Genomic DNA, 17,410 nt, shown 5'->3' on the forward strand with positions numbered 1-17,410 from the left:
GTATATTAATTAAATCATACCTATAGTCCACAACCCTATTCCCAAAATACATTTTTATCTAGAATAAGAACTTTTTTCTTTTAAATATTTTTTATTGGCTTGTATTAATTTCTTATAATATTCATCATAGGATTTACTAAATTTTCTAATGAGTGGAATTGCAATCTCATAATATCCATTGTCCACCATGTATTTTTGAAATCTATCTTGTATTTTCTTAACCTCACTATTCAAATACTCATCACTTTTTTTATATTTTTCATAGTCAAAAATAAATTTTTCATTATCTTTAAACCATTTTTTTATATTATTCACTGCTTCAATCTTTGATTCATTAATTTTTTCTAAATCTGCCATAGAAAAAGATTTAGTTAATTTTTCAATGTATTTACCTTCGTCATTAGACAATTGAAATTCTGGTAAATTATCTAAGTACTCTATATATTTTTCAAAGGCTTTTTTCCCATCTTCTTCTAGATTTTCATTTAAAAATATCTTGTAGGCTGAAAATAAAACTTGTCCAAAATAGCCCGGAAATTTATCCATTAATCTTTCATAAATAGTTTTATTAGTTTCTAACAAATCAAGTTTTTTATTTATCGTAGCTTGCTCTTCTCCCTTGATTATAAGTTCAAGAATTTCTTTCTTTTTTTCTTCAATATTTAATTCAAATTCCTTATTCCTTAAAATCGTAGATAATGAAGAATCTTGTGAATGTAGTATTCCTTTAATTTCAGCTACACTTAATCCAACTTTAGAAAGTACAGAAATTTTTTTTAAAATTTTAATATCTTTATCACTGTAATCTCTATACCCATTCTCAAGTCTTTTGGGATTAATTAGTCCTCTTTCTTCATAATATTTAATAGCCTTTCTTGTAAGACCCGTCCTGTTTTGAACTTCACTTATAATCATAATATCCCTCCTCTATTTAAAGGATATCACCGTCCCTAAGGGACTAGTCAAATACTAAAATTTATTATTTAACTTACCGGCAAATATCACTTTTCCAAAAATAATTAGATATTTCTATAATTCTTTAACTTAAAAGATGAATAACAGTATTTTTTCATCCTTATCTTTTCCATTATAATGATTTTAATACATTGTAATAAATTACATAATTTAAAACTGAGTTTGCACTTATAAACTCTTCGATTTCTACAAAGCGATTTTTATTCTTTTTTATTTGCTCCATGATTGAAAAAATTCCTGAATCATCCTGAGCTTTGAATTTTGGCAAATCAATATTGTCCCAAATATATTGATACTATTAGTTAAAACTATTTTAAAATCAAAAAACAGTACTTGGTTCGCTTAAATGATAAGTGGCATGTCGTTTACTATTTTGTTTATACTATATACTTTTCATTCTTATCCATTCTCTATTCTTTATTTAAACAATAAAATTATGGGTATTAAAAAGGCGTAAAAATTAATCATAAATTTTAAATAAAAAGGGGTTATTATGTCACAAGAGAGTTATGATATTTCAAATATCTTAAAAAATCGTGGAAAGGCAATTATAAAGACAAGCATAATTGCTATTTTAATCAATGTGTTTCTCGCAATATTTAAGGCAATTTTAGGTTTATTTGTTAATTCTATTGCGCTGATTTTAGATGCTGTGAACAATTTATCTGATGCTCTTTCTTCTGTTGTAACTATCATAGGCGAAAAAATTGCCAGCAAGGCTCCAGACAAAAAGCATCCAATGGGTTATGGAAGGATTGAATACATATCTTCGATGATTATTGCTGCTCTTGTTCTTTACGCTGGAATTACTTCTTTGGTTGAATCTGTGAAGAAAATTTTAAATCCAAGTCCTGCATCCTATACAATACTTTCTATTGTAGTTATTGGTTTGGCAGTTGTCGTAAAATTTATGTTGGGAAATTATGTGAAAGAACAAGGCAAAAAAATTAATTCTACTGCATTAATTGCATCGGGTTCTGATGCTTTATTTGACGCAATTCTCTCTTTTTCTGTGTTTTTGTCTGCAATTATTTTTACAATTTGGGGAATTTCTCTTGAAGCTTATATTGGTATAATTATTTCAATTTTCATGATTAAGGCTGGAATTGAAATAATGCTATCAACTGTTGATGATTTAATTGGTCACAGAGCTGATCATGAAATGGTAGAGAGAATAAAAGAGTTAGTTAGTGAAGAAGAACAAGTTCTTGGAGTATACGACTTAGCGCTTTTTAATTACGGTCCTAATAAATACTATTCTTCCCTTCATGTTGAACTTCCAGACAAAATGCAAGTCGATGAGGTTGACATGTTGACAAGAAAATTACAACACAAGATTTATAAAAAAACTGGAGTAATTTTAATTGCTCTCGGTGTATATTCTTTTAATACTAAAGACAAAAAAGCTACAGAAATTAGAAAAACTGTCGAAAAGAAAATTTTATCTCATGATTGGGCTCTACAAGTCCATGGATTTTACTGCGATATCGATAAAAATTCTTTAAGATTTGATGTTGTTTTGAGCTTTGACATTAAAATAGAAGATGCCCTTAAAATAATAAATAAAGAAGTCAAAGGCCTTTATCCAGATTATAAAATTCAAATTGTTCCTGACCTTGATTTATAAAATTAACTTTTAATCTTAAAAACGTGGTTATAATTTGACCCACAAAGTTGTAATAATACCAGAGTGAGTATAATATTTTCTCTGGTCTTTTTATTCTTTATTACCCAGTTGTAGAAAATTTTTACGCTGCATTTTCTCTTTCTATATTTTTCCATAGAACTTGTTTTAATATTTATGAGTTTTTAGATTTAGCATAAAATCTCCAACCCCTTGACTTCGCCATTGTTCTGTTATTAATCTTCTATCCTTGATATCAATAATATCGTCTCAACATGACTTGAGCGGTCAGTATGGATAAAATTCAATGTTTTTCAAAAGCCTCGTATATGGGAATATTTCCATAACTAACATGTGATTTATTATAAGTCTAGAATCTTATTATCTAGTGAAAATTTTAAAAAAATTATTCGTTATTTATCATATTTTCCTTTAAATGAGTTTGTTCTATATGCGTGAAATTTAATTTACATTTCTTATTCTAACACCTTCAAAGTAAATTTTATATTAATTTCTATGAATTTGTATTTATTGTTTGCTTAAATATTTAATTGTTTTTTTTGATTTGAAAGCTGCTAAATTATTATGATTTAATAATTATGGAATAAGCATTATAATACGCTTTATGGCTAATTTCTTCATTCAAAAAACACTTCTTCGTTCTGTATTAAGGAGGTTTATATTGTACTGTTAACTATATTTTAGATCTACTTTTAATTCTTATTAGTCTTATATATGAACTTCAAATGCTGACTTAAATGTAATATATGAACTCTATGTCTATATATTTATTTAATAATTTATATATTTATTTAATAATTTATATATTTATTTAATAATTATAAAACATTTTTTCAATGTGATTGTTTAAAAAACATTGCTTTTGGATATATATAAAATAAAAGATTATTGTTGTATTTTCATTATCTTGAAAGAAGAATAAATATGAAAAAAATATTTGTGTTTTTATTTACATTGGTTTTATGTGTCCTATCTTTGAATTTTTTCAATTCATGTCATGCATTAAGTGAAAATTTTAATTACTTTGACAACGTTATTTTTGAACCTTTAGATAGCAATGTTATAGAGTGGACTCCTGAAATTGGTCGTAATGACGAACAATTTGTTGATTCTATGATACAAAATAAAATTTCCTTTATACCTTTAGAATATAGGATAAAATATTTTGATGCACTTGAAAATTATTCTAAAAAAATGATTAATATCCCATCTAAAAAATCCAAAATTCCTGAAGTACATATAAATACAGATATTCCATTAGAAATTTCTAAATTTCATAAATCTGAAGCAACTTCCGATTATATTTTTGCTTTGAATTGCTTAAAAACAGATAATGAGGTTCTTAAGCAAACCGTAAATGCAGCTTTCCCTTCTATACCTAAGGAATTAAAAGAACAATATTTTAATTCTTTATCCCAAACATCTAGTATCTCGGCTATTAGAGGTATATTTAGGGTAAATCGACTTCCTATTTATTATCATTTTTATAATCATTCTCTTACTTCTTCTCCTTCTGACCTAAGATTTAATATTGTAGGTTATTCTGCTCAACTTGTAAATAGATATGATGGATATGGCATTGAATCAAATATAAAACAAGGAATGTATGTTTCCCAATTTAATTTAGATGTGGCAAACTTTGGTTATTCTGGAAATGACGAGTTAAATCAAGATGAGTTCGCTTTAAACTCAGATTTAGGGCTTGCAATTCATGGTACAACAAACTTACGTTATCATAGAATGTACTATGGTAAAACATTTTTTCGCCTATATGATGTCTATGATTTTAACACTATGTACAATTACCTTATTCAATTTTTAGACCCCATAAATAATACTCATACATTTAATGTGTATATTGATGGACTTGTAATTGAACGTAATTTAGAATAATCCTAGGATATATACATGAATAAAATCAAATTTCCTCATATAAACTATTATAGGCTTATTAAAATAGGAATTTTTCTATTTTTAATCAGTCCTCTAAACTCGGCTTTGGCTATGTTTTTTCAGGGTCCTACATATCAATGGCCATTTCGAATTTTCTTCATTCTGCTTTCAATTATAGGCTTAATAGTAGGATTTATTCTCTTTTGGTACTTACTTTTCTCAACTTTGTTTTTCTTTTTGAAAAAAGATAGAGAAAACGCAAGAGCCCACTTGGTCTACTTTTTGGTCTTAGCTTTATTGCCCCTTATCCCTATTTTGCATAGTCTATTTTTGGAATTCAGCCAATCCGGTTTACACTCTCTACATGAAATAGAAAAACTTTTTTATCCAGCAGGAGGAAAAGCTTACACAGAATTTTTGCCTGTTCTTTTAGAAGAACTAAAAAAAATCCTCAATAATCCATCCTATATCATTCCTTACGATTAATATTTAAAACAATAAACTAACAATTAAGCAAAGGATAAAACTTATATTTTGTACTTTGCTTATTTTCTTATTTATGATAATTTATAAAAATGATTGGGACACAAATAAATAAAAAAAGACCTAAGGGTATTTCTTAAACCCAAAAGTCCTTATAAATTGTTTATTTAATTTTGTTAAGAAGAGCCACAGATTCTGAATGGCTTGAGTGGTCAGTATGGATAAATTTTGAAACTTTTCAAAAGCCTCGTATGTGGGAATATATCCATAACGAATAAGTTAAGCTATCCATTATAAGTCTAAACTTTCCTTGTTTAACAAATTTGGAACTTAATCTAAGTATATTATGAAGAATAAGGTCATATAATTCAAATCTATTTAGAAATAATTCCGCATCGGACATATTTTTAAATTAGCGTTTTAACATTCCCATTATCATCTTACTTTACCAGTAAAACTTCAATTTCCTGTTTTCTTGTCGAACACACAACAATTTTAATATTTATTAAGACTAACCTGATGATAGCATACATCGAAAAGTTGATTTTAACACTCCTTGCATGGTAGAAAATGCAAAAAATATGTCCTAGGAGGTGTAAGTTAAAGTTCAATATCAACTAAATTTCGTCATCCTTTAAGTGACTTTAAATATTCTTTTTGTTTCGGTGTAATGCGCTTACTTTCACGTGCTTTCTGTATTGCCTTATTATGAGTCCATGTGTCTAGGCGCTGATCTTCAATGTGTTTTATGGTTGCATCCCATTGCTTTGCCAAAGCCGTTGCAAAGAACCATGCAATCATCATCTTAACGTAATACTCATCGTTATTAACAGAAAGAGGTATCTCCAAATACTCAGGTTTAAAGTCATCATCAAGAAAGTGAGACATTAACATCTCAAGACCAAAACGGCAAGTATATTCTTCTTCCGATTTGGACCATTCTTTAATTTTTTCCAAAAGTGCTTTTTTATTTTTTTTGAAAATCTTTGGAGACATAATATCGCAAACAGCCCAATTATCTACATAAGGCAGAAATTCATCGACTGCCTCAATACAGGCATCATAGTCTTTCATTTCAGAAATTAGGAGTCCGTGAAGTATATTTTCATCATAATATTTATGGGGTAAATCTCTTAGAAATTTAGATGTTTCCGGCTCCCCTATAATTCTTTTAGCAAGCTTCCTAGCCTCCGGAATTCTAACCCCTATAAATAGGTCTCTCGGAATATTTGGTGTCAATTTAGCTTGAAAATCAGCATATGAAATATCCTGCAATGCCAATAATTCTTCTTTAATGTTCACTTCTTTCACTCTCCCTATAATTCTAATTTGTCGCTCTACTATGAATCTTTGTCATTAACGCTATAGTCTCAACATGCGTTGTCTTTTGCTTGGGAACATAATTTTTTATCCTCGTCATTCTTGTGGGAGCACAATTTATTAATGTCATTGTCTTTGGCATTTTTTCTTTTATCTTTAAAGTTATTAGAATCTTGACTATCTTTAACTCCTGTTTTGAAATAGAATGTTAAGTCATATGGATGAACTGTTCCGTCTTTGTCAATTCTACCCACCACAACTTTATCAACTATGCTTTCAAATACTGTTCTGTTAAATTCCTCTATAATTTCTCTATTTTCTAAGACCTTTTTAAATTGCTTTAGTCTTTCTTTAATAGAGTTTTCATCTTTGATAGTTAGCTCTAGTGTTTTCTTTTCATCAAGTAATTCTTCTTTTTGTTTCATAAGTTTTTTATACTTTTTAGCATAAACTTCTTCATCTATACTATCTTCTAAATGGAGATCAACTAACTTTCTTTCTTGACTAATGATTCTATTTAAATGATTTTCTATCTTTTTCAGATCCTTGACTAAAGTATTATCATTTATTTCTTCTTCAACAATTTTTAAAAAGTCATCTATTACTGTTGAATCTGCATGGCATAATTGCCTATAGCTTTCAACAAAAGCTTTTTCTATTGCCGCTTCTTGTATTCCCTTTGAATGAGGACAATATTTCTTACCTTTTTTTGTTGATTTTACACATTGCCAGTTAATTTTTTTATAAATTGAACTAGTGTGCCATGTTCTTCTTGAAAGTATTTCACCACAAAATCCACATTCCAGCATACTTGAAAAAGCGTATTGTCTTGATAGTTTCTCTCTTTTTCTATCCTTATTAGCAATGGCGTTTCTGTTTTGTGCTCTCCTGAGTCTAATCTCCTGTGCCTTTTCAAAGTCTTCTCTTGATATAATTGGCTCGTGATGATTTTCAATGTGGTATTTATCAGATTCACCAAAGTTTGCTAGTCTTCTTTTTGTTATGGGATCAACTGTGAAGGTCTTTCCCATTAGTATATCGCCAATATACTTTTCATTTTTAATTACTCCTAACACTGTAGTGTCAGACCATTTTGTTTTACCTCTCGGGGTGAGATATCCTTGTTCTTCTAGTTCTCTACCAATGACTGAGCCACCATTGCCCTCTAAATATCTTTTAAAGATATACCTAACAATTTTGGCTGCTTCTTCATTTATAGAGATACTTTTTGTTGTAGGGTCATAATCGTATCCAAGACAACTTTGAAAACCAATAAGCTCCCCCTTTTCCATTTTAATTTTCAGTCCTTTTTTCACATGGGCTGAGGTATTTTCTACTTCTTGTTGAGCTACTGAACTTAATATTGTTAGTAATAGCTCTCCATCCATTGTCAAAGTATCTATATTTTCTTCTTCAAATACTACACCAACATTATTTTCTTTTAGGAGTCTTACATATTTTAAGGTATCTAATGTGTTTCTAGCAAATCTTGATATAGATTTAGTAATTATCATATCTATATCTCCATTTTGGCAATCACTTATTAGTCTCATAAAATCTGCTCTTTTAGTAGCAGTTGTTCCTGTTGTTGCTTCATCTGCATATATACCAGCCAAAGTCCAGCTCTTATTATTTTTTATTAGATTTGTATAATAATCAACTTGCGATTTATATGATTCAAGCTGGTCTTTACTATCTGTACTTACTCTACAATATGCTGCAACACGTTTTAAATCTAAATCTAGTGCATTTCTATTTCTTGCTCCAGTATTTGAAGCTTTTATTACTTTTACTTTAGTATTCATTTTACCTCCTTCCCATTTTGTATCTTTCTACAGTGTTAGTATATCACAAGAACAATTACTTTCTATCTCTCTTCTTATAATCATTTTCTAATCTGTTTTTAATTTTTGTATATTCCTTATCATTAATTAATTTAAGATCATAAAGTCTACATAACATTGCTACTCTCAAACTATAAATCTTTATTGCTTTCATAATAACCTCCTATGTAAATTTAAGTTTTTTGACATTGACAAGTGCCTTGGATTAGCAACATAGGAATCTCACCTCCGCCTCTGTTCAGGATGAGCCGGCTTCAACCTTAGAAGTATCATTATCCTCATTTTCTTCATAGCGAATAGGGTATCCCTCCCTATATTCAAACTTTTACTTATCACTCCCTTTCTTCTTCCCTTGCTTTTTGCTTAGCAGTACTTGTTTTGCCGAATTATTCAGCAGAAAGATCTTGGCGGATAGGTTATTACGCTCCAAAAATGATTAATGTCTTGTCCTGGTCTATTCAATTATTAAGGTTCAAATATTATTTTGTTTTTTAAAAATAGAAAGAGGACAAAACTCCCCCCTCACTTTATAAAGGAAAATTTGCCCTCTTTGGTAACCAAAAACTATATTTCTTCTATAAATTTCTTTAGTTTTTCTAAAATCTTATCTCGCCTTTTTATTAAAGCAGGATGTGATATATTTTGAGTCTTTGCTACTGCACGAAGTGTTTCATCATTGAAATATAATCTTTCAATTATTTCCCGTTCATCTTTATTTAACTTTGACATTGCATTTCTTAGTGCTTCAATCATCATTTGTGTAGCTACAACCTTTTCTACATCAACGTTTTTATCTTCTAGATTATTTTCAAAATTCCCATCGTGATTTAGGGACGAAAAAAAAGAGCAAGTGTTTTTTCTTATCCACCTGCTCTAAATATTTTTCATGTTCTCTTTCTTGCCAGTAGACTTTGTATATCTGCTTGCTTACTTTGATTTTTTGCCCACCGACATAAAGGTAATATTCTTTTGTCATTTATGTTTCCTCCATTCTTTTTTTGTCTTTTTTTAGACAAAAAAAGGAGGACTCCTGCTCTTGGGCATGGTTAGTCCTCTAAAATGAACGAAACTATTTTTAATAAAGATTCTTTTTGGATTTGCTATATTATTTTTAACAGATATATTATATAAATATCGTCTTTCGATGTTTAAGTCTATTTTCTCCTTGTTTTAATATATGATAAGTTGAAATATTACATTTGCTCAATAAATTCAAATATTTTTTCTTCATTATTAAATAAGACAAACCTATCATAATTATTTTTATCTAGAGTTAAAGCAGAATTACAACACTTAAAAAGAAATTCCAAATCATGAGTTATAATAACTATTGAAATCTTTTTAGAATACTCATTTATAAGCTTAGCCATGATTTCCATATTCTTATAATCAAGTCCTGATGTTGGTTCATCTAATATGATTACTCGTCTATTTGATAGAAAAGCAGTAATTACAGCTAGCCTTTGTTTCTGACCTCCTGATAATTTTTGAGGATGTGATGTTCTTTTATCCCAGAGATTTATTTCCTTTAAAAGTTTTTTAATTTCTTCTTTATCAGATGATATAGACAGGAGTTCATTTTCAACTGTATCTAAAAATATTTGTGAATCTACATCCTGCTGAACTAGGTAAGAATTTTTTAGTCTTTCTTTTTCTCGTACACCTATACTTGTATCTTGATTTTTTCCAACAAGTCCAGTTATTATTCTTGATAGAGATGTCTTACCCGATCCATTTTTCCCAAGTATTCCTAAAACTTCTCCCTTCTTTAAATCAAAAGAAATGTTTTCTAAAATGCTTTTCTTACCAACACTTACATATATATTATTAAAAAATTCTACAGAATCTTTTTCAAAAAAATTTCTTTCAGTTTTTAAGTTTCTTTCTTCTAAAGTCCTAAGTCCTAATTCTTTGGCTAGATTATTATTAAAATTTTCTCTTGTAAAAATTTCATTGATTGTTGCACCTTTCATAAACACAATTCTATCAAATAAGTTTTTTAGATAATAAAGTCTATGCTCGGCTAATATTATGGTTTTACCCATAGATTTTAATTCTTTTAAAATCTCTTTAAAGCTTTCAATAGAATCATAATCTAGAGAAGAGGATGGTTCATCAAAAAATAAAATTTTACTATCTTGAATAAGAGCTGAAGCAATAGCTACTCTCTGTCTTTCTCCTCCTGATAGTGAAAAAATAGATTTATCAAGCAGTTTTTCTATTTTAAGCAATTTACTTATAGACTCTATCTTTTCTATAATCAAATCTCTTTTAATTCCCAAGTTTTCTGCCCCTAAGGCAATTTCATCATAAACATTTGTACAAAAAAACTGATCTTTGGGATTTTGAAAAACAATGGATAAAATTTTTGAAAGTTCTCCTTTTTTATATTCATTTATATCTCTTCCTAAAATTTCAACCTCTCCATCTAATTTTCCTTCATAAAAGCTTGGAAAAAGACCCGTAATTATTCTTATTAGTGTGCTCTTCCCACAACCAGAATTGCCTGTTAATACAATAAACTCTCCATCTTTGATATTAAATTTAATATTTTTTAAATTCTCATTTTCTCCATAAGAAAAAGATTTAATATTAACACTAATCACATTTTCCATAAACTTGCTCCTAGCATAATAACTGTGCTAATCCACATAAAATAATCAAATTTTGAAAATTGCAAATTATATATGGATGTTTTTTTACAATCTATTTCAATCCCCTTTAAAATAATTGAACAGGTTAATACATCGCTTATTTCAAGACATTTATAAAGTAAAGGCACAAAATAAAGCTCAAAAGTCTTTATTGGGTGAAATATACTAGTCTTAAATCCTCTTATCTTTTGTCCATCTTTTATTTCTTGGAGTCTTATTTTTATTTCAGGTATAAACCTAAAGAATAAAGCAATAGGAAGTCCAAAGCTTGTAGGCATTCCTCTATTAGTAAAAGAAGCTACAATAAAAGATGCCGAATATAGACTCATGACTCTTGCCATAATAAATATAGGAGCGTAAAGAAATATAATTCTAAGCATGAGATATATCGAGCCAATAAAGACACCACCCAAATAATTTTCTAAAATCCTTATTAAAATAAAAATTACAATCAAAAATAAAGTAAATTTAAAACTTAACTTTAGTGAATAAATGGATAATGATAATAAGCTTAATAGTAGACATATAATATAAAAAGCTTCATCTCCTATTGTGAGTATTATAGAAAAGACTATAATTAGCCCAATTATAGTAATTGGGCTAATTACTTCCTTTTTCTCTTTTTTACTTTTAACCAAGAACACTTTTTTTATTCCTACCAGCAAAAAACTTATTATAGATATATGATCCAAATTTTGCACCAATGATTGATGCAATTATGGAAATAACAAAACAAATTCCAATATTTGCAGGTGTGTAAAAGTTTCTTAAAAAGTCAAAGTAGTCCGCTCCCATCATTTCAAGCATCGCCTTAGATTTTGAAAAGAAAAACACAATTATCATAGGATGAAGTGAATATACAAACATACCCGCTCCAAAAGCAAGACCAACCTTACTATTGCCTCTATCATAATTTTCACTACTTCCCACTACAAGTTCAGCTAATATTCCAGCAATGGTATTTATAATTATAATAGGCCACATCCCCATAAGAGTGTAGAATAGTCCTATCAAAAAGAAATATAAAAATGCGGTCCCCCTCACCTTTACACTCCTTGCCAAAATTACAAATACTGGTGCTACTACAATCGTAGCAAAGGCACAAGACAAATATAAACTAGGCATTACACCTAAAGCTCCTGTAGCATAACCAAGTCCCATTGTTAACACAAATCCTATAACTGAAAAAACAGCAATTTTTACAATATTTTTTAAATTCATCTTCTCCTCCTTATTTAATTTTCCAATTTTCAGCTTTTTCTCTGATTTTAATGAAATCAGAATATATGCCTTCTTCTTTAATTAATTCATCATGTTCACCTTTTTGAACAATTTGACCCTTTTCTAAGACGATGATTTGATCAGCGTTTTTTATGGTATTTAATTTATGGGCTATCATAATCACCGTCTTCTCTTTCATTAATGAGTTAATCGCAATTTGTAATTTGTCCTCATTTTCTGGATCAACATTTGCAGTTGCCTCATCTAAAATTATAATTGGTGCATCTTTAATAATTGCTCTTGCTATTGATATTCTTTGTTTCTCACCTCCCGAAAGATTAGCACCCCCTTCTCCTATTACTGTGTCATATCCCTTTGGCAAAGCCATAATAAAATCATGACACGCAGCTTTTTTTGCAGCATTTATGACTTCCTCATGACTTGCATTAGGATTTCCAAATTTTATATTGTTTTCAATAGTATCATTAAATAGATATACTGATTGAAAGACTATGGAGATATTATCCATCAATTCTTCTAAACTAATATCTTTTATATTTACTCCACCTATTGTAATATCTCCACTATCTACATCCCAAAATCTAGCAATGAGCTTTGATAGGGTTGTTTTCCCAGCTCCTGATGGTCCTATAAATGCCACAGTAGTTTTTTCAGGAATTTTAAAAGATACCTTATCGATTATTTTTTTATTTCCATAGGAAAAAGAAACATTATTAAATTCAATATTTCTTTTACTTGTTAACTTTAGACCAGACTTCGATTTCATCTCACTAAGCGACATAATATCATCAACTTTATCAATAGAACTTGCTACTATTCTTAGCTCTGACATTGAAGATCCTGCCTCCTGAATCTGAGAAAATATCATATAAGACATAATCAATGTCATCAAAGAGTTTGTTAAATTCATAGTTTGATCAAAATAAAATCTAATAGCCAAATACATCAATATAAATGATGCAACATTTAAAATTAGAGAAGAAAAAATTGTAAAAGGAGTAAATCTTCTCTCTACTTCTAAATTAGTTTTTTTACTCTCAAAAATAGCATCTCTTGTGTTTTTATCTCCCTTACCCGTTAAATTAAATGATTTAATAACAGGCATGGCTTGTATATGTTCTAAAACTCTATCAGATAAATTAATTTGGGCATTGGCTCTTTTGGGAGCAACTTTAGCTGAAACTTTTTGCATTCTATCACTAACATAAAGGTATATTAATGTTGCTATTGCAACTACAATCCCAATTCTAATATCAAAAATAAAAACCATGATAGTAAAAACAAAGGCTGTTAAAAATCCAGTAAGCATGGTTATGAGAATTGAAGGAACAGTGTTTTCTGTTTCGCTTAGCCCTGTTGTTAATATCCCTGAAATATTTTCCATTTTTGAATTATTTAGTAAACCCATTGGAATTTTTTTCAACTTATCTGTCATTTTAATTCTTGCATTTGCAACCATAAAATAACCTGCATGAGTTTGTCTTAACTGTGCGTAATAATTTGTTATCATTCGTCCAAATATAGATGCAAGAATAATAGCAAAAGACATTAAGGATGTTCTTAATTTTTCTCCATTATTTACAATACTTAACAAAATAAAATAAACGGCTCCCATTTGCAAAACATAAAAGAATGCATGAATTACTGATATAACTAAAGATTTATTTAAGTTTGACTTCTCCTTAGCTGAAAACCTCCAAATTTTACTTAAGGTTTCTAACATATTAATCCTCCTTTCCTATACTTGTTTTCCAAAGCTTCTTATAAGTCTCTGAAGAATTTAGAAGATCTTCATGCTTACCAGAGTCTTCAATTTTTCCATTATTTACTACAAAAATCTTATCCGAATCTTTTATTGTATATAATCTGTGTGCAATCACGATTACAGTTTTATTTTTAATTAATTCATTTAAAGAATTTTGAATTAAATATTCATTTTCTGGATCCATATAGGCCGTTGCTTCATCAAATATAACTATAGGGGCGTTTTTTAGCATTGCTCTAGCTATAACGATTCGCTGCCTTTCGCCTCCAAAAAGACTTTCTCCCTGTTTTCCAACCCTAGTTTCATATGCATTTTCCAAATGAGATATAAATTCATGACAGCCAGCTTTTTTTGATATCTCCTCAACTTCTTTATCGCTCGCCTTAGGGTCACCCATTCTTATATTTTCCCTTATAGTATCATCAAATAAAAAGTTGTCTTGGGACACAAAAGAAACCTGATCATAAAGTTCTTCTAAAGGAATGTTTTCATAAGGAATATCGCCCATCTTAATCACACCCTTCTTTACATCCCAAAATCCTGCAATTAATTTTGCAATAGTAGATTTTCCACCACCTGACAAACCTACAAAAGCATTTTTAGTTCCTTCTTTTATTTGTAAGGAAATATCTGATAAAATTTCTTGACCATCTTCGTACTCGAAACTCACATTATTAAGCTCTATATCATGATTTTTAATAACAATTTTTTCTTCACTGTGAATTTGCTCAGTCGAATTAAGAACAGACTCCACATTTTCTACTAAAGTGCCTACTTGAGCTCCTATAGTTGTAAATCTCATCATAGTATTTAGTAATCCTTGTAAGGAAAAGGATAAAATTATGGAAAGTAGATATCCTGTTAAGGATAAAGATCCATTCTTATAAAAGATATATCCCAATGGAAGTATAGCTAGAAGAGTAGTTGGGGTGATTGCTTTTGACATTGACATTCCAAATTGAGTTTTTGTCATCCAGTCATAATAATATTTAGCATTAGCATAAACTTTGTCGGTGATTTTTTTATAAGTTTTATCCGTCTGATTATATGACCTTATCACTTCTAACCCATTTACGTATTCTACAAGAGAAGAATTCATTTCTCCTCCGATTTTCATCGCACCAGCAAAATTATCTCCATAAGATTTAAAAACACTTGCCATAAAAAACATACCTATTGGAAATGATACGAGGGATAAGAGTCCCATTCTCCAGTCTACAAACAAAAGATATAAAAATACAAAAACAGGACCTAGTAAATTTGCTGTCATTTCAGGGAACATGTGAGCAAGTGGACTCTCCATACTTTCTACCTGATCAACTATTTTTTGCTTAAAAGCTCCACTTGGAGTTTCGCTTATTGTTCCAAGAGAAAGTTTAGGAAGTTTCTCTATCATTTTTATCCTAATATCAGCAAGTATAGAAAAAGTAGCCTTGTGGGAAATAGATAGAGACCATGCATATAATAAAGTTTTTAAAGCATAACCTAGTAGTCCAGTTAAACACCATAAGATATAGTAATTTTTATCAGTATCATTTGATATAAGTCCTTCAGCAATTTTTCCTCCACTTATAAAGGGAAGTATTCCAAAAATAACTCCAAGACTTGCGAGTAGCACTGACAGATTTAAACTTGACCTATGATTGTTCGCCAATTTCATTAGTTTTTTAAATTGATTTTCTTTTTTCAAAATTTCCACCTCCATAAAAAGATAACTTAGTTATCATATTTTTAAAAAAATTAAGGATTATAATCCCCTAATCTTTTTCCAACCATCATTAAAAAATCCCGCTATAATCTTTGCATTATGAACTGCTTCTTCCTTACTATTAGAATGTACTACTAATTCTGATAGTGCATAAATGTAAGCATGGTTTATAAGATGTAGTCCCTCATCAGTAATAACGCTCCTATATCCATTCTTATAAATTAGATTTAAAATTTTTTTATGATTTTCATCTTCAAATCCTATAATTTCATCAATAAAGTTCTCGTATTTTGTACCATATGAAGAAAAAATCAAAAGCTCAAAAATATCTTTATTATCATAAAAGAAAGATACGGACTTTACAGATGCTTCTTCTTTCATTTTCAGTATTTCTAATAACTTATTTTTACTTAACTCTTCATCAGATTCATAAGTTTTAAGACTTTTGTCTTCATAATTTTTATAAATATCAAGAATCTGACTTGCAAAAGGTTCTACCAAATTTGTAAACAAATTTTCCTTATCATCAAAATGACGGTAAAAAGCTCCTGTAGTTACCCCAGCTTCTTTGCAAATCTTTCTTAAGTTAGATTTCTCATAACCATCTTTTAAAAAGTTTTTTATACCACTTTCTAAAATTTTGCTATGAGTAGCATCATACCCACTTAAACTCAACACTCATTCACCTTCTTCCTACTACAAAACCTAACCATGATAACTTAGTTATCATTATATATACTCATCTTCTTTTTGTCAATACGAACAGTAGAAAATCATACTTAAGTATGATATAATTATTAATAATTAAATATACGCTTAACGCTTATAACTTTAATAGCAAGCACAGTAAGTGTACGGACACTTACGAAAAAATTAATGGAGCAGCCCTTTACGGAATGCTCCATTTTTTTAATTTTTACCTTGTTAGGGAGAACCCTAAGACCCCGAAATATATTTTATAAAGGAGAATAAAATGGCAAATAGATTTAGAAATGAAAGAATAGAAATAAAATTAACTAAGGAAGAAAAGGAAATCTTTGAAAAGAAAATGAAACTTGCAAATTGTAAAACCATGTCCCACTTTCTTAGAAAGTGCGTATTAGAAAAAGAAATTTATGTTGTAGATTTAGAACTATTTAGAAACCTACAATGGCTACTTTCAAATGCAACAAACAATATAAACCAGATTGCAAAAGCAACTAATACAACTGGTGTTATATACAAAAATGAAATTGAAGCAATGAATAAAGAAATAGAAAAATTATCAAGAGAAATATTGCAGATCCATTCCCTACTTCTTAATAAATCAAAAGAAAGTTCTGGTGATTAGTATGGCAATTACGAAAATACATCCTATAAAATCAACTCTAAATTTGGCAATAGACTATATAACTAAGAGTGAAAAAACTGATGAAAAAATCTTAGTATCTTCATTCAAATGTCATCCATCTACTGCCCACATTCAATTTATGAAAACACGAGAAGATAATGATACTAAAGGTACAGTTTTGGCTAGACATTTAATTCAATCTTTTCTACCAGGAGAGGTTGATCCTATAAAAGCTCACGAAATTGGAATGGAATTATGTAAGAAAATTTTAAAAGAAGATTATGAATTTGTTCTTGCAACTCATATAGATAGAGGGCATATTCATAACCATATTATTTTTAATAACGTTAATTACAAGACTGGTAAATGCTACCAGTCTAACAAAAAAACTTACCATAAAATCAGGTATCAAAGTGATGAATTATGTAAAGAAAATAAGCTTTCAGTAATTGATAAATATTATGAAGCTTACAAAAGAAAATATAAAACTACTGGTAAGTCTTGGTACGAATATGACCAAAACAAGAAAGGAAATTCTTGGAAATCTAAAC

At 29.1% G+C, this 17,410-nt stretch carries 16 protein-coding genes and 1 pseudogene; 5 read left to right on the forward strand and 12 right to left on the reverse strand.

Going from position 1 to position 17,410, the window contains the following annotated elements; translation table 11 throughout:
* Positions 1-54 precede the first annotated feature (54 nt).
* Both HKO22_RS04880 and HKO22_RS04885 read right to left on the reverse strand, forming a co-directional pair.
* Positions 55-915, reverse strand: coding sequence for a MerR family transcriptional regulator (locus HKO22_RS04880; RefSeq protein WP_075660005.1), 861 nt, complete (start codon positions 913-915; stop codon positions 55-57).
* 172 nt (positions 916-1,087) lie between these two features.
* Positions 1,088-1,243, reverse strand: a complete 156-nt coding sequence (locus HKO22_RS04885) for a hypothetical protein (protein WP_169968947.1) — start codon at positions 1,241-1,243, stop codon at positions 1,088-1,090.
* Between the two features lie 225 nt (positions 1,244-1,468).
* On the opposite strand from HKO22_RS04885, the gene HKO22_RS04890 reads away from it, so the two are divergent.
* The 3 genes from HKO22_RS04890 (at position 1,469) to HKO22_RS04900 (ending at position 4,999) form a co-directional block, all read left to right on the forward strand.
* Entirely contained in the window at positions 1,469-2,602 is a 1,134-nt protein-coding gene (locus HKO22_RS04890; protein WP_169968948.1) for a cation diffusion facilitator family transporter, read from the forward strand.
* Between the two features lie 942 nt (positions 2,603-3,544).
* Positions 3,545-4,513, forward strand: coding sequence for a hypothetical protein (locus tag HKO22_RS04895; protein ID WP_169968950.1), 969 nt, complete (start codon positions 3,545-3,547; stop codon positions 4,511-4,513).
* A 15-nt stretch (positions 4,514-4,528) separates the two neighbouring features.
* Complete coding sequence (locus HKO22_RS04900; RefSeq protein ID WP_169968952.1) at positions 4,529-4,999, forward strand: hypothetical protein; 471 nt, start codon at positions 4,529-4,531, stop codon at positions 4,997-4,999.
* A 624-nt stretch (positions 5,000-5,623) separates the two neighbouring features.
* Here HKO22_RS04900 and HKO22_RS04905 read toward each other — a convergent pair.
* From HKO22_RS04905 to HKO22_RS04950, 10 genes and pseudogenes are all read right to left on the reverse strand, one after another.
* Positions 5,624-6,298, reverse strand: a complete 675-nt coding sequence (locus HKO22_RS04905; protein WP_169968954.1) for a DNA alkylation repair protein — start codon at positions 6,296-6,298, stop codon at positions 5,624-5,626.
* Positions 6,299-6,366: 68 nt separating this feature from the next.
* The gene (locus tag HKO22_RS04910; RefSeq protein WP_169968956.1) at positions 6,367-8,121 is read right to left on the reverse strand and encodes a recombinase family protein; all 1,755 of its coding nucleotides are present in this window, start codon (positions 8,119-8,121) and stop codon (positions 6,367-6,369) included.
* Between the two features lie 55 nt (positions 8,122-8,176).
* Positions 8,177-8,314: a hypothetical protein gene (locus HKO22_RS04915; protein ID WP_169968958.1), complete on the reverse strand. Its 138-nt coding sequence runs from the start codon at positions 8,312-8,314 to the stop codon at positions 8,177-8,179.
* Between the two features lie 410 nt (positions 8,315-8,724).
* Positions 8,725-9,136, reverse strand: a pseudogene (locus HKO22_RS04920) (sigma-70 family RNA polymerase sigma factor).
* Between the two features lie 217 nt (positions 9,137-9,353).
* Entirely contained in the window at positions 9,354-10,775 is a 1,422-nt protein-coding gene (locus HKO22_RS04925; RefSeq protein WP_019118516.1) for an ABC transporter ATP-binding protein, read from the reverse strand.
* Positions 10,763-11,515 (reverse strand): energy-coupling factor transporter transmembrane component T, encoded by a 753-nt coding sequence (locus HKO22_RS04930; RefSeq protein ID WP_456238486.1) that lies wholly within the window; start codon positions 11,513-11,515, stop codon positions 10,763-10,765. Before HKO22_RS04930 ends, HKO22_RS04925 begins: the two co-directional genes overlap by 13 nt.
* Entirely contained in the window at positions 11,445-12,035 is a 591-nt protein-coding gene (locus HKO22_RS04935; protein ID WP_019118518.1) for an MptD family putative ECF transporter S component, read from the reverse strand. The genes HKO22_RS04930 and HKO22_RS04935 overlap by 71 nt, the downstream gene beginning before the upstream one ends.
* A 10-nt stretch (positions 12,036-12,045) precedes the next feature.
* Complete coding sequence (locus tag HKO22_RS04940; protein ID WP_019118519.1) at positions 12,046-13,779, reverse strand: ABC transporter ATP-binding protein; 1,734 nt, start codon at positions 13,777-13,779, stop codon at positions 12,046-12,048.
* A gap of 1 nt (position 13,780) precedes the next feature.
* Positions 13,781-15,511: an ABC transporter ATP-binding protein gene (locus tag HKO22_RS04945; RefSeq protein WP_169968962.1), complete on the reverse strand. Its 1,731-nt coding sequence runs from the start codon at positions 15,509-15,511 to the stop codon at positions 13,781-13,783.
* A 57-nt stretch (positions 15,512-15,568) separates the two neighbouring features.
* Complete coding sequence (locus HKO22_RS04950; RefSeq protein WP_019118521.1) at positions 15,569-16,207, reverse strand: TetR/AcrR family transcriptional regulator; 639 nt, start codon at positions 16,205-16,207, stop codon at positions 15,569-15,571.
* Between the two features lie 295 nt (positions 16,208-16,502).
* Here HKO22_RS04950 and HKO22_RS04955 point away from each other — a divergent pair, with 295 nt between their 5' ends.
* The gene (locus HKO22_RS04955; protein ID WP_169968964.1) at positions 16,503-16,859 is read left to right on the forward strand and encodes a plasmid mobilization protein; all 357 of its coding nucleotides are present in this window, start codon (positions 16,503-16,505) and stop codon (positions 16,857-16,859) included.
* A 1-nt stretch (position 16,860) separates the two neighbouring features.
* Positions 16,861-17,410, forward strand: a 550-nt coding sequence (locus tag HKO22_RS04960; protein WP_169968966.1) for a relaxase/mobilization nuclease domain-containing protein, incomplete at its 3' end; no start/stop codon positions are given.

Source organism: Peptoniphilus faecalis, from assembly GCF_012976305.1.
In the GTDB taxonomy this organism is placed as follows: Bacteria; Bacillota; Clostridia; order Tissierellales; family Peptoniphilaceae; genus Peptoniphilus_A; species Peptoniphilus_A faecalis.

What these genes read in the sequence shown, in the direction of transcription:
- HKO22_RS04880 (WP_075660005.1), bottom strand. Translation starts at nt 915, where the DNA reads ATGATTATAAGTGAAGTTCAAAACAGGACGGGTCTTACAAGAAAGGCT.
- HKO22_RS04890 (WP_169968948.1), top strand. Translation starts at nt 1,469, where the DNA reads ATGTCACAAGAGAGTTATGATATTTCAAATATCTTAAAAAATCGTGGA.
- HKO22_RS04895 (WP_169968950.1), top strand. Translation starts at nt 3,545, where the DNA reads ATGAAAAAAATATTTGTGTTTTTATTTACATTGGTTTTATGTGTCCTA.
- HKO22_RS04900 (WP_169968952.1), top strand. Translation starts at nt 4,529, where the DNA reads ATGAATAAAATCAAATTTCCTCATATAAACTATTATAGGCTTATTAAA.
- HKO22_RS04910 (WP_169968956.1), bottom strand. Translation starts at nt 8,121, where the DNA reads ATGAATACTAAAGTAAAAGTAATAAAAGCTTCAAATACTGGAGCAAGA.
- HKO22_RS04915 (WP_169968958.1), bottom strand. Translation starts at nt 8,314, where the DNA reads ATGAAAGCAATAAAGATTTATAGTTTGAGAGTAGCAATGTTATGTAGA.
- HKO22_RS04925 (WP_019118516.1), bottom strand. Translation starts at nt 10,775, where the DNA reads ATGGAAAATGTGATTAGTGTTAATATTAAATCTTTTTCTTATGGAGAA.
- HKO22_RS04935 (WP_019118518.1), bottom strand. Translation starts at nt 12,035, where the DNA reads ATGAATTTAAAAAATATTGTAAAAATTGCTGTTTTTTCAGTTATAGGA.
- HKO22_RS04940 (WP_019118519.1), bottom strand. Translation starts at nt 13,779, where the DNA reads ATGTTAGAAACCTTAAGTAAAATTTGGAGGTTTTCAGCTAAGGAGAAG.
- HKO22_RS04955 (WP_169968964.1), top strand. Translation starts at nt 16,503, where the DNA reads ATGGCAAATAGATTTAGAAATGAAAGAATAGAAATAAAATTAACTAAG.